The sequence below is a fragment of the Puniceibacterium antarcticum genome, assembly GCF_002760615.1.
GTDB lineage: Bacteria > Pseudomonadota > Alphaproteobacteria > Rhodobacterales > Rhodobacteraceae > Puniceibacterium > Puniceibacterium antarcticum.
The window spans coordinates 75,945-87,792 of sequence record NZ_AWWI01000186.1 but is presented as its reverse complement, the minus strand read 5'-3'; the positions used below and the strand labels follow the sequence as shown (position 1 = coordinate 87,792).

Genomic DNA, 11,848 nt, shown 5'->3' with positions numbered 1-11,848 from the left:
TCGCTGAGACAATCGAGGCCGTGACCGACGCGTTCCTACGGCTTGGCCTGTCGAATTTCATCCTGATCACCTTCGTCGGGCTTGTGGTCTGGGCGGTGATCAAGGGGCGCATTCGCGGGGCCACGGCAGAGGATGCGCTCGCCGAAGCCGTGACGCCGGTCACCTGCATGTGGGGTGCTGGCGAACGCCGCGATCTGGATGAGGCTCTTGACCGGCTTGAACGGTTGGAAAGGGATCTGGCCATCCTCAAGGACCGGCGCGGCTGACAAGTGCCGCGCCTGGCGGGTCCTGAGGCTGGCTCGTGCCGGACGCCAGAGAGGGCGAGTCCAAGCCCCACAGAAGATCTGAACCAAAATCACAAATGACCCATCCGGCCCCGCCATCGTGCGGGGCTTTTTGCATTGGAGATGACCATGACCCCGACCGATGTGCAGATGCTTCTGGCCTCTGCGAGCTACTACACCTCCGCGATTGATGGCGATCCGGGGCCGAAAACCATGGCGGCCGTCGCGGTCACCGAACGCAACGCGGCTGCAGACTCTACGTCCTGGTCAAAGGCCCGACGCTTGATCGCAGCCGGTCAGCGCATCCTGAATGCCCAGGGCTTCGAGGCGGGTCTTGTGGATGGCTACGCCGGTCACAACACGGCCGAGGCGCTTACCGCCTGGCGCAGCGCGCGGGCAGGGGCCTCGGCCGCAGTGGAGCGGGTCGCATCGCCACATCAGCCCGACGCTGCCAGCATCCCGACACAGGCCGAGTGTTCGACCTACTACGGGCAGCCCGGCACGGATGAGATCCGCAACCAGCTGGTCTATGTCACGCTGCCCTTCGATCTGCGTATCGACTGGGCGCTTGATCAGACCACCCGCCGGATCCGCGTGCATGCCAAGGCCGCAGCCTCTCTTGAGCGAGCTCTGCTGGCTGTCTTTGATCACTATGGCAGTGACGACATGCGCGATCTTGGGATCGATCGCTTTGCAGGGTCTTACGTCGAGCGGCGGATGCGTGGGGGCGCCAGCTGGTCGATGCACTCCTACGGCTGCGCCGTCGACTTCTATGCCGCGCCCAACGCGCTGCGCCTGCGCTGCCCACACGCGCTGTTCTGTGGCGCGGCGTACAAGCCGCTGCTCGACATCATGCAGGCCAATGAGTGGCTGCCGGCGCTTCGCCTCTGGGGTGCTGACGCCATGCATTTTCAGCGCGCCCGGATGTGATCCGCTTCCCGCTGTTCCCCATCACAGACTGGCGCTTTGCGCTGGCCTTCTCTGCGGCTGCGGCCGCCTCAAAGCGCCCCTGGCGCTGAAAGGAACCCACCATGGAAATTATCGCAAACGTTCTTACAAGTGACGCGATGCAGACGACGCTCGTTGCGATCCTCGGCCCGCTGCTGATGTTCGTGCTGAATCGGATCGCAGGCGCGCTGCAGGCATCAACCGGCCTCAAGCTCAGCGAGCGGGCTGTCGCGACGTTCCATTCTTCGATCATCTCTGGCGTCGAAAGTGGTCTCGCCCATGGCCTGCAGGCCGGAACAGCGACCTTCAAGGCGCATGTGAAGGCGCACATGCTGGAAAGCTCCCCCGAGGCCTTCGCCGAAATGTCCCCACTGCCCGATGTGCTGGACAACCTGATCTATCGATATGCCCGTCAGTCGATCGCCAAATATGGCGAGGCAAAGTGACCTGGTCGCTGCGGCCTATTGCGTTCTGACAAGCCCTGAGACCCATCCAAGATATGATGATAGGGCGGACAGGCATTTCACGCACCTGTCAAGATAGCTGCAAACGCCATGACGCGTCTCTGTGCGACAGGCCAAACCCCGAAAAGCGCCATGATATCGAATGCCAGCTCCTACGAGATCTGGATCTACCATACCGCTACCGAAACGCCGCCAGACATTTTGCCCTCTCAGATCTTGCGATAAATCAACAACATCATACGCGGTCGCTGCATATGTTCTTAAGAATTAGTAAGCACTCGGAGCTGTATAACAGAGCGGCGCAACAGCAGCAGAAGTCGATTATGATCTTGTGAGGAGGGCTTACATTTGACAAATTTTAGTATGATACCTAGCGTGAAGTTGTCACTTAGGAGCGCAAATGGCCGAGCAGAAAGTCATCAAGAGCGAGGTCGTCGAACTCGACTACAAAAAGTTCGAGAATTTAACATTCGAAAATTGCACGCTTGTTTTCAAGGGAGGGCGCCCGCCCGAGCTGACAGACGTAACCATTTCAGAATGCGAGTTTGTCTTCGAGGGGAGCGCTATGAATACTGTCCAAATGATGCAGCTGATTGCGCATGGTGGCGATGGAGCTCTTGTAGTGAATGGCATGCTAGATCTGAAGGGTTGGAAGGAAGGCAATGTCTGAGGCCTCGCGCGTTCGGCCGAACGTTTTTAGAATGGATGGCAGGCAGCACGATACGGATTCTTCCCGGTTCGTGGGCAGCAAATTTGGTGGCGGTAACGGAGGGGGATCAGAGGTGGATTCGGAAACAAAGAATTACCTTGACCGAAGCGTGGATGCTGTGAAAGCGCAAAATGACGCCAGATTTGCGGAGGTTATTGCAAAGCTTGACGCAATGAACCCGGTTACTTGGTGGCAGAATGCCCTCCTCTTGCTCGCTGGAATCGGCTCCGTGATCGCTCTTCTTTCATTTGGAAGTGGCCGTTTCGATAGCGGTGTTGGGTCCATGGGCGCTGTCATCGACTCCATCAATGCTCAGAGAGAAGTGAACAATGCTCAGGACCAACGGCTTGAACGCATTCTGGATATTTTAGGGAAGCAAGCTGATGCAGACTAGGTTCCTCGGATGCCTGCGCCTGTGTGTCCGAGCCTACATCTAAGCCGCGGCTGCACTGCAGAGCTTGCTAAGGCCTGTTGACGTTCATCGTAGGCGAATGACGGTCGCGGCGACGGCGATGAAAGCGCTGCAGCTTTCGTCGGTTTTACAGCAGCGCATGGCGATCCCCCTGTATTCCTTGAGCTTTCCGAAGAAGTTCTCGATCAGGTGCTGCCACTTGTAAGTGTCGCGGTCAAACTCTGGCGGAAATCGGCGGTTGGATTTTGGCGGGATGACCGCCTCGATCCCCGCGCCAGCCAGGGCCTCGCGCACCCAGTTTGCATCGAAGGCGCGGTCGGCAAGGAACTGGTCGCAGGCCAACCCTTCGATCAATGCCGCTGTGCCGCGCAGATCGTGGGCCTGCCCGGGCAGCAGGCGGAAGTCGATGAGGTTGCCGAGCGCATCGCTCAAGGCCATGCACTTGGTCGTTATCCCGCCGCGAGAGCGCCCGATGGCCTGGGCCTGAGACCCCCTTTTGCGCCCTGTCCGTGGCGGTGGACCTTGACTATGCTGCCGTCGATCATGGCGTATTCGAAGTCGACGCCTTCAGCTAACACTGTGAACATGCGAGGGAATGCATCTGCTTTCACCCACCTGCGGAAGCGCTTGAAGACCGAATTCCACTTGCCGAACTGCTCCGGCAGGTCACGCCACGGACACCCGGTTCGAGCTATCCACAGCACCGCTTCCACGAACAGCCGAGGGTCAGGCCCGGTGCGACCCGGGTCACAGTCCCGGCCAAGGCAGTGTGGGGCGATGATCGCCCATTGCGTGTCGGTCAATGTCATGCGGATCAAGGCTACCTCCCATTTGGAAACCTTGAAACACTCAGCAGCTGATTTGGGAATCCTCAAGCGTCAACAGTCCTTAGCAGCCTTCATACGATTTTCATTGGCCCAAAATCCTAACATTGCCGTTTAATGGATTGCCGCGAGGGGGTTAGTTGGATTATTCGCAATCGGGGATACGGCTAGGTGCGTCTTGCCAGCCCTCAGCGTTGATGCGCGCATTTTCAGCGCGGTCGAGGTGATCGATCTCGGCGGTGGTCAGTGCCCCGGCCTTGACCAGATCGCGGCGCGGGTCCGTGGGTTTCCACCAGTCACGCGACCATGGCCAGACCTTTAGCCAAGTCGCATTTTTGTACTATTTTTCGCGACTTTCCCTCGATCGAACCAAGTGCATCGCGTAGGACGCTGCGGCAAGCGCAATAGCGCCGCAACCGTGGCTGTCGTCGTGTGCTGCGGTCCAGCCTTCCGCCTTGATCTGGCGTTGACGTTCTGCAGCGATGCTTTCAATTCCGGTCATAGTGGCCACCGAGATTAGTTGGACTAGGTTTCAAGACAATACGCAGTCTGGCTTGTCCTGTCCAGATACTCAGTCCATATTGATCCAGCAACATTGGCGGGATCGCATAAGAACATGACGTCTGAATCTGAAAACCGGCCCGGGACCAAGATCGGTTACGCCCGCGTTTCGACGTCCGAACAAAACCCCGACATGCAAATACAAGCCTTGAAGAACTATGGTGTCGACCCGGCCCTGATCTATGTCGATCGCGCGAGTGGCGGGTCCATGACGCGACCCGCTTTCATGCGCGCGCTTCGGGCCTGCCAGCATGATGGTGGGGAGTTCGTCGTTTGGAAGCTCGACCGGCTCGGCCGCACGCTTGGCGGCATCCTCGGCACACTCAAGCTGCTATCGGAGCGGGGCATTGCTTTTGTCAGCCTGACAGAGCGTGTCGACACGACAGGGCCTATGGGTAAGGCTATGATCCACCTTCTGGCGGTCTTTGCTGAACTCGAACGGGATCTGATCCGCGAGCGCACAAAAGCTGCTATCGATCGCGCAAAGGAGCGCGGTGAGGTCGGAGGCAGGCCAAAGGCGATGACGGAGGATCGGGTTGCTGCCGCTATCGAACTATTTGCCCAGGGAGAGCGCGGCAACACCGTCTGGAAGGCTATGCAGAAGATTGAAGGGCCCACCATCAGCCGCGCGGCTTACTATGCCTGGCAGAAGGATTGGGATGCTGAGAGCCGTGCGCCTGATGTGCACGGTGAGTGAATCCAGATAGGAGACGGACAGCTGGTGGCAGCATCCATTATTACGAATGTAGATATCTATCAGCAAATCGCGGAAGAGGCGTTTGAAAGCATGGAGGAGGCGTTTAAGGCGATCCGTCGTCGGCGACCAGATGGGGGGGGCTGGATATTCGCTCTTGATCCGACCAATCGGTCTTTTAAATTTGCGCTAGTGTATATCGCTTTTTCGGGCATGTGGTTAGAGGCCAAGCTCCATCTCACTATTTCGGAGCGATTTGGAAAGAGAGTGGCAAAGGACATTGATCGCAAGGATTATGAGGCAAAGCTCGAACTCCTCGGTTTTCTGGACGCTGATCTACGGGCCAATCTCGAGTATTTCAGGGGCCTAAGGCGCGAAATTATGCATGAAAAAGCTTTCCTAGATAGCGGTAAAATTCGATATGCACAGGATGAGGCGCACAAAGTTAAATCGTTGATGAAAGAACTTATGAGGCGATTTGAGGCTACTGAAGAGCGATCCAAATAGGAGTGAAGCATGGCTGAACCATCTTTTGGTTTTCTCGGGTTGCTTGGCAAGATAGCCGAGAAAATTTGGAAACGGCGCATTTTGGTGATCGATTCCTCGTTTGTGGCTGGTCTGCTGCCTCCTGAAACAGCTCGATGGTCAAGGCCGGAAAACGTGAGTGCATTTCAGGCCAAAGGCTACAGTGAGTTTGTAAAGCGTAATTGGATTGGGCGTGCAACGGTTTACAAAGACCGTAGTGGGGCAATTCTACTTTTCAAAAAAATAAAATAGGAGTTTTTAAAAATGATAAGACTAGCCCGTATTTTTGGTTGGGGTGCAATCGCTCTCGGGGTGATCTCAGTAGCTTTTGCCTTTGTTGTGATGCTGCAGCATGGCCCGCAGCCTGACTATTCTGTCCCGCGTACGCTAAAGGAGGGGCCCGTAGCCATGGCGGTCGGGTTTGCTATTCTTTTGCTCGCAAAGATTGCGGATGGGCAATCCAGATAGGAGTGGTTGATCTCGATCGACAGTTTCGTCGAAAGGTAAGGCCCAGAATGAACAAGACTTAGACTAGGAGTAGATCTCTGAGTGAGTGCATCTTGTCGGGCTATGGAGAGTGTCGTGGAAAAATTTCACGCGAACACTTTATTTCGCAAAGTATTCTTGAGCAGATCGCCGATGGCCGATCTATTATGATCGGTGGTATGTCGTGGCAAAAGAAGATGGAATTAGGAAGGTTTGGTATTGGCTCAATAACAAGAAAGAATTTATGTGTGAAACGTAATTCTAGCCTATCCCATTTGGATACTATTGCCGGGTGTTTTTTTAAGAGAATCCACATGATTGATAAGGCGCCACTTTCTGTTCCACATCGGGCGCAATTTGGTGGACATAATCTTGAAAAGTGGTGCGTCAAGCTACTTATTGGATTAGCAATGGATGCAAAACGGAATATTCCTGAAACTTGGAAGGAATTTCTCACTGACGTTGATCGTCACGACGGGTGGGGGCTATATTTTCCATATACGTCGGACGAACCTTTAATCTTTGCGAAGGGATTAGAAATTGAGACGTTTGTCGACGAAAAGACCGGCGTTATCTTGGCCGCAAAAATTTATATGTGCGGTGCAAAATTCTGGATTGTTCTAGGGAAGCCCGACAGCCCTTTAACGTTTGGGCACTATCGCCCGCGAGGTATGATAATCGACACATCTTACGGCGATCGTCGCTTTGATTTTTTATGGCTGCATAAGACCAAAGACTATGTCGAACTCAAAAGCACGGGCGATAAGACTGATAGAAACCCAGATAGCTGGTACGACTGGAAGCCAGCGTGGAAATTCTAAGGGATATTGACAACCATTATCCTAGCATCGTTGGGGAATGGTTTATTTGGAGTTAGTCAATTGAAAGTTAAAAACTATATAACGCAAGATGAACGAGTGAAGCCCGTTCCGTATGGGCCGGATTTTAGATCGGATTCATTAGGTTACGGATTTGTGGACCTTAAAGATAACCCTGATCGTGTAACTGAGATAGTGGAGGCAAGAGATTTGCCAGGGTTGCAGCGGCTGCTTCGATTTTTTGCTTCACGAGACAGCCCCTTCTTTTCAATTGGATGTGAAAAAGCTGTAAGTGATCAAGGAGGCAGCCGTTTCGCAGTTGGAGGTTACGTCGAGTTCGCCTTTAACTTTCCTACTTTGGCGCACTTTGAGAATTACGAGATGCTTCAGAAGGGCTTTGAGAAGAAACTTGTGAAGGCAAGGGTTTCGGGCTTGCAATACTTCGAATGGAAAGTTTCGCCTATTGATCTGTCGCGAGTGAAAATAAGAATGATGTCATGCACAGTTTGGATCGGTTTGAGTGAACTACCCTCCAAAGATTTGGCGGCGAAGCGGTATGATGAAGCGCTCAGAATTTTGGCGTCGTACTTTGAGGGGATCGTTTTTCCACCTTCGCCGCAAGGGCAGATCTTTGGTGGCGGAGCGGAAGGACGCGAAGTCCAGTAAAGGAGGCGAGGCTGATGAGTTTTGCAAAATCTTTGTAGCATCTTAGGGATGCGGTTTCAAATCCTCCGCGCGGATATGCAGGGGGCATGACGCAGGTTCGTCTCCGCGCTCTGGATGAATTGCTGCGCCATTTTGATCGGCTGGACAGTGAGGCTCGTGAGCGCCATGCCCGCGAAAATATAGACCCGCGGGGGTCTATCTATCCGGTTGCATCGGCTCCTCTCACGGTGGCGCCACCAAAGCCTAAACACTGACGCAATAGGAGCGAGCCGGTGGATGATGAACCTAAAGACGTTGCTGATCACCTGATCGCGGCAGCTCGCGCCGGAAGCAGTGAGGGCATGACGAAAGAGCAGTTCGCTAACGCAGCCTCTGTGTTCTGGGATAGCTGGCACAAGGCGCGTGAGTTTATGGCTACACCAGTAGGACAATCTGATTAGGAGCGAAGCGATGGAAGAATTTGTGGGTGGTATGCTGGGCGCGGTGGTCATTTTCGTATTGGTCGCTTGGTATAAAAAGGGTATCTGACAGGGCGCTAGGCCGCGCTGGCATTTTTGCGAGTGCAAGCGAAGATTGACAATACAAGCTCCTATCAAAGATGGTGCGCTATGTTTCATACTCGCAAAGGAATTTAGATTGATATTTTCGTACACAAGATACTTGGCAATCACGGCAGTCGCATCTTTCGTGCTTACTGGATGCGAAGTCAAAACGCCTGAACAGATAGCGCTCATGGATAACTTGGAGCTTTGCCAGCTGCACTCATCTGCCGAAGGCAACTCTCCGTACTTGGCTGAGCTTGTTAAGCGCGGTGCCCTGACTAACCAGGAGCTTGAAGATATTTCTTCCGAAACGATACGGACCGGTATGAAAACATACGTGGCTGTTTGCTCTTGGGGCCCGTATGAATCAATCAACTCGTCAGGTGGCATCTACGGTGACACCGAGCAGATCGTGATCAGCTTAAGTCAATACATTTACACTGAAAACGGTCGCGTTACGCAATGGCAGCAATAGTGACCAGAATGCAGGTGCATCGCATTCGAGTTACTTGAGGGGTTACTAAGTGTCAAAAGGTCATGCCGATCATCGCGTCGTCATTCGTGACGAAAATGGTCGGATCATCAAAGATACCCCGGCCGAGAATTTCTCATTGGCGCTGCCGATTTATGAGGCTGAGCTGGAAAGCCTTGCGCCTGCACATTCTGTCGCGCTGCAGCATGGTGCGCGAATCATTCGGCAGTCGTGATTTTGGTCAGAATTCCTTGTGTCAGTTTTGTGCCAATAGCTGGTGCGTGTTCTTGCCACGTTCTGCCACATATGCAAAAATCCAATACGGCTAAATTTGAGTTTTTAGCTATATTTATAAGGGGTTTGGATGGTGCTGTGAAGGAGGATTGAACTCCCGACCTCACCCTTACCAACGGTGTGGTTCCTGCCAGCGCTATCCTCCATTTTTGCGAAGTGTGCAGTGGTTCAGTGAACCTGAGTGAACCAGAAAACCTTGGCCAAACAGAGAACATGCGCCTTTTACAAAGTATGCTGTCAGTAACTTATCAGTACCTTGGGCAATGGTCGGTTTGTTTACACCGAAGATGTCAGCGGTTCGAGCCCGTCATCACCTACCATAATTTCAATGACTTAGCTTATCTGTATTTGGATTGGTTCCCAATTCAAGCCGGAAGGTCCCTGACGTTGCTGACATTCGCGATCAATCGCGGGGTGGGCGCGTTTCAGGCGGCAACCGGCATCAGGATTGAGGAAAAGCACGCGGCGGCGCTGCATTCCGCGATGCTGTCGGGTGCCAAAGCGGCTTTGCGCCATGGTCTTGAGGTGGGTCTAGGCGTGCTCAAGGATCTCGCGCTCGCGCATGTGCAAAGATCCGTGCCCGATGCGATCTGCGCCCTCGTGCCAGGCGACGGGGTGCTCGACAACCTGGCCGAGCGCTACGTGCGCGAAGCTCTCGAAACATACCTACCGCAGGAAAAGCGCAGGGCGCCTATGTCGGCAATGGCTGCGAAGGACTAAGCGGCGCCCAGAAAAGTTAAAAGTTTCGCTGCAGCCGCTAAAATCCGGGCGGGTGGGTTGCAACCATCGTGGCGGTAGTTACCAAAAACACTCGGTCAATAACTCTTGCGGCGTTTCGCGCAAGCGGCAGCTGTGCGTACAAAGACCCTTGCGCCGCGGCTGCGCCAAGGGCCGCTTTCGGCAGCCTTCTAAAAACGGTTATTGCAATTTCGAGACTGCTGATGTTTTGCATCAGCAGTCTCGCTCAGGTAGCGCCTTCTAGCGCAATTTTTAGTATTCGACTTGGAAATAAAGCCCGTCTGGGGTGTCGGCATACTGGAATGCGGCCGTAGTGGTTGGCGTCTTCACCGTATAAACAAACATCCCGCCACCTTCTATTGTGCCGCCATTTCGCGCGGCATAGGCTGTTGCCAAGGATTTTAGTTCGTCGTCTCCATTCGGAGCTTTCCCTTGCGAGGACGTCACCATGCAACCTCTTCTCTGAGTGTCATACTGAATCCCGATATCCTCACCTGAGATGTTACCGCTCAGCTTGAGTGAACCTAAACTAGGTAGCGCCTCCACATTATAGTAGGCGTTCGCGAGATCAACTCCATCCTGAGGTCCGCCAATACTAGCAATGCAGAACTGGTCAAATCGCTGAGCAGCGAGGCTCATGCTTTTCAAGTTAATCTGGGCTGCGCTCAACGGAGGTGCCGAAGGAGGCGTGCCGCCGCAGGCTGTAAGCAGAAATGGGATGAGGAGGAAAGTATACTTTGAAAACATTTGAAGACTTCTGCCTTTTTGTGTGAGTTGGATCTTCAAAGAGCTCGGTTAGTAAAGTGTGCTCGGAAGTTTTTTCTTTTTTTCGACCCTTGCTAATCTCGAATTAGTATTTCTTTTTTTGATGTTTGCAATTCGAATTTGATAGTAAGGTCCATTGTGAGCGGGCGCGGCGGAAAACCCTGATTGTGGAGTAACTATCCGGCGCAATATACCGTCCGTCCGGGCAAGATGCTGCATCTGCAAACCCGGCCCGCTCGACCGGCGAGTTTGGGCTGAAAGGAGCGGTACAAGCCCCTCCGATGACCGGCAGCTTTGTCCAGAGGCTGTGTGGCAACGTCTGCCTGAGAGCGCTCTTGTTGAGTTCGTGGCCGCAAATTGCCTGGATACTCCCTCAGCTGAACGAGAGCTCGGTCCGTCCGACCCCGGGCCTTTCTGCGACCACAGTCACGGCGCTGAGAGAAAAAAGCTTGATCCGCGGGCAGGTTCAAGCGAACTTAACGCCCAGCGGCTGGCCACTTGAGGAGAGTCGGTCAAAGAAAGGATCTGCAGTGAGAATCATTTCAGGTTTTGCAGCTTCGCTTTTGTTTGCAGGCACCATGGGCCATGCGGCGACGGTCAAGCCGGTTGCATACGATATGTCCAGCGTCGGCATAACCGCTTATTATCAGGACGACAGTTACACAGGAGTTGTGGTCAATAACGGTGTGCAGAGCAGTTACTCTGGCGGCGTCGGAGAGCTGACGGACGGCTTTGCGGCACCCAACACCTATAGCTATTACGAAAACGCTCCCAACCCCGGCGGCCCCTACGTGGCTTGGCGGGATCTTGAGAATATCGTCATCGGGTTCGATTTTGCCGGACCGACCGATTTCAATGCGGCGACATTCTATTTCGATGACAAGGACGGGGAGGCCGGTGTCGTACAGCCCAAAGCGCTTTCGATAAATGGCATCGGGGCCTCGATCCCCGTGAATTCAGGCAGCACGCCATTCAGCTTCACACTAGATTTGCAGGGGCTCGCGCCGACGGCGCGGTTGTTAGTGATGATCACGACGGGCGGTGAGTGGACGCATCTGAGCGAAGTGGCTTTCGATGCCACCCCTGCCGTGGTGCCGGTTCCAGCCAGCATTGGCCTGCTGGCTGGAGCGCTGGCGCTGTTGAGTGCGCGGCGGCGGCGGGTCTGAGCAATGGCGGGGCCGTTGTTGGCACACCGTAGCGCAACCTACTTCTGACGATCAGAGATATCCGTAAATGACTATTGCTCTGAGCCTGACATTTGCTACCGGTTTCCCTAGATTTCATCGAGAGGGTTCCGGGCGCGTCATTCTCGGGAGAGGATGTCCTATGCAGGTTTGGTCCATGTGAAGGGCTTTGGTTTGGCGTTGTGCTGCAACGGATAGTAGTAGATGACGGTCTCTAGGTCGGCTTCGCTTCTGTAACTGCGCGTCAGATGCGCTTTGACATGATCTCGGCGAAGAATCGTTCAGCCACGTGGCGCTGGTCGGCGTGAAATGCAGCTTTGAGCGTGGGTGATTTTCCAGGCTTCAGGTAAAGGCAGATGTCATCACGTCTCATGCACCGAAAGTGAGACACCACGCAGCCAATGGGAATCTTGTGTCGAGTTCAGAACACTAGTGGTGTCGCGCTTAGTCTTTTCAGGCGGA

The 11,848-nt window shown here is 54.1% G+C and carries 16 protein-coding genes and 1 pseudogene; 15 read left to right on the top strand and 2 right to left on the bottom strand.

The window, feature by feature from the left end; all coding sequences use genetic code 11:
- The 5 genes from P775_RS28345 to P775_RS27180 form a co-directional block, all read left to right on the top strand.
- Window positions 1-266 (top strand): hypothetical protein (locus P775_RS28345; protein WP_180287606.1); only part of this gene is annotated, 266 nt, incomplete at its 5' end.
- A gap of 147 nt (window positions 267-413) precedes the next feature.
- Entirely contained in the window at window positions 414-1,214 is an 801-nt protein-coding gene (locus P775_RS27195) for a M15 family metallopeptidase (protein WP_099913930.1), read from the top strand.
- Window positions 1,215-1,315: 101 nt separating this feature from the next.
- Window positions 1,316-1,678: a hypothetical protein gene (locus P775_RS27190; RefSeq protein WP_099913919.1), complete on the top strand. Its 363-nt coding sequence runs from the start codon at window positions 1,316-1,318 to the stop codon at window positions 1,676-1,678.
- A 418-nt stretch (window positions 1,679-2,096) separates the two neighbouring features.
- Entirely contained in the window at window positions 2,097-2,366 is a 270-nt protein-coding gene (locus tag P775_RS27185) for a hypothetical protein (RefSeq protein ID WP_099913918.1), read from the top strand.
- A gap of 112 nt (window positions 2,367-2,478) precedes the next feature.
- The gene (locus tag P775_RS27180; protein ID WP_218967774.1) at window positions 2,479-2,799 is read left to right on the top strand and encodes a hypothetical protein; all 321 of its coding nucleotides are present in this window, start codon (window positions 2,479-2,481) and stop codon (window positions 2,797-2,799) included.
- Between the two features lie 84 nt (window positions 2,800-2,883).
- Here the strand turns inward: P775_RS27180 and P775_RS27175 are convergent.
- A pseudogene (locus P775_RS27175) lies at window positions 2,884-3,626 on the bottom strand (IS5 family transposase).
- 610 nt (window positions 3,627-4,236) lie between these two features.
- Here P775_RS27175 and P775_RS27165 point away from each other — a divergent pair.
- The 9 genes from P775_RS27165 (at window position 4,237) to P775_RS29340 (ending at window position 9,419) form a co-directional block, all read left to right on the top strand.
- Window positions 4,237-4,899 carry a recombinase family protein gene (locus P775_RS27165; protein ID WP_245875889.1) on the top strand — a complete coding sequence of 221 codons (663 nt, stop codon included), beginning with the start codon at window positions 4,237-4,239 and terminating at the stop codon, window positions 4,897-4,899.
- Between the two features lie 24 nt (window positions 4,900-4,923).
- Window positions 4,924-5,403: a hypothetical protein gene (locus P775_RS27160; protein ID WP_099913915.1), complete on the top strand. Its 480-nt coding sequence runs from the start codon at window positions 4,924-4,926 to the stop codon at window positions 5,401-5,403.
- Between the two features lie 9 nt (window positions 5,404-5,412).
- Window positions 5,413-5,673, top strand: a complete 261-nt coding sequence (locus tag P775_RS27810) for a hypothetical protein (protein ID WP_143521016.1) — start codon at window positions 5,413-5,415, stop codon at window positions 5,671-5,673.
- Window positions 5,674-5,981: 308 nt separating this feature from the next.
- The gene (locus P775_RS27805; RefSeq protein ID WP_143521015.1) at window positions 5,982-6,728 is read left to right on the top strand and encodes a hypothetical protein; all 747 of its coding nucleotides are present in this window, start codon (window positions 5,982-5,984) and stop codon (window positions 6,726-6,728) included.
- A gap of 6 nt (window positions 6,729-6,734) precedes the next feature.
- Entirely contained in the window at window positions 6,735-7,391 is a 657-nt protein-coding gene (locus tag P775_RS27800) for a hypothetical protein (protein WP_143521014.1), read from the top strand.
- Window positions 7,392-7,663: 272 nt separating this feature from the next.
- Window positions 7,664-7,831, top strand: a complete 168-nt coding sequence (locus P775_RS28340) for a hypothetical protein (protein ID WP_180287605.1) — start codon at window positions 7,664-7,666, stop codon at window positions 7,829-7,831.
- Window positions 7,832-8,123: 292 nt separating this feature from the next.
- Complete coding sequence (locus P775_RS27140) at window positions 8,124-8,408, top strand: hypothetical protein (protein WP_143521013.1); 285 nt, start codon at window positions 8,124-8,126, stop codon at window positions 8,406-8,408.
- Between the two features lie 49 nt (window positions 8,409-8,457).
- Window positions 8,458-8,640, top strand: coding sequence for a hypothetical protein (locus P775_RS27135; RefSeq protein ID WP_099913910.1), 183 nt, complete (start codon window positions 8,458-8,460; stop codon window positions 8,638-8,640).
- A 230-nt stretch (window positions 8,641-8,870) separates the two neighbouring features.
- A complete protein-coding gene (locus P775_RS29340; protein WP_245875888.1) occupies window positions 8,871-9,419 on the top strand; it encodes a hypothetical protein in 549 nt (182 codons plus the stop codon).
- A 270-nt stretch (window positions 9,420-9,689) separates the two neighbouring features.
- Here P775_RS29340 and P775_RS27120 read toward each other — a convergent pair whose 3' ends face one another.
- Window positions 9,690-10,184, bottom strand: coding sequence for a hypothetical protein (locus P775_RS27120; RefSeq protein ID WP_099913909.1), 495 nt, complete (start codon window positions 10,182-10,184; stop codon window positions 9,690-9,692).
- Between the two features lie 548 nt (window positions 10,185-10,732).
- Here P775_RS27120 and P775_RS27115 point away from each other — a divergent pair.
- On the top strand, window positions 10,733-11,368 hold the full coding sequence (locus P775_RS27115) for a PEP-CTERM sorting domain-containing protein (protein ID WP_099913908.1): 636 nt from the start codon (window positions 10,733-10,735) through the stop codon (window positions 11,366-11,368).
- The last annotated feature ends 480 nt before the right edge of the window (window positions 11,369-11,848 follow it).

Bases quoted from the DNA above. Each gene is read 5' to 3' on its own strand.
- P775_RS27185 (WP_099913918.1), top strand. From the start codon at position 2,097: ATGGCCGAGCAGAAAGTCATCAAGAGCGAGGTCGTCGAACTCGACTAC.
- P775_RS27120 (WP_099913909.1), bottom strand. From the start codon at position 10,184: ATGTTTTCAAAGTATACTTTCCTCCTCATCCCATTTCTGCTTACAGCC.
- P775_RS27140 (WP_143521013.1), top strand. From the start codon at position 8,124: ATGGATAACTTGGAGCTTTGCCAGCTGCACTCATCTGCCGAAGGCAAC.
- P775_RS27190 (WP_099913919.1), top strand. From the start codon at position 1,316: ATGGAAATTATCGCAAACGTTCTTACAAGTGACGCGATGCAGACGACG.
- P775_RS27195 (WP_099913930.1), top strand. From the start codon at position 414: ATGACCCCGACCGATGTGCAGATGCTTCTGGCCTCTGCGAGCTACTAC.
- P775_RS27810 (WP_143521016.1), top strand. From the start codon at position 5,413: ATGGCTGAACCATCTTTTGGTTTTCTCGGGTTGCTTGGCAAGATAGCC.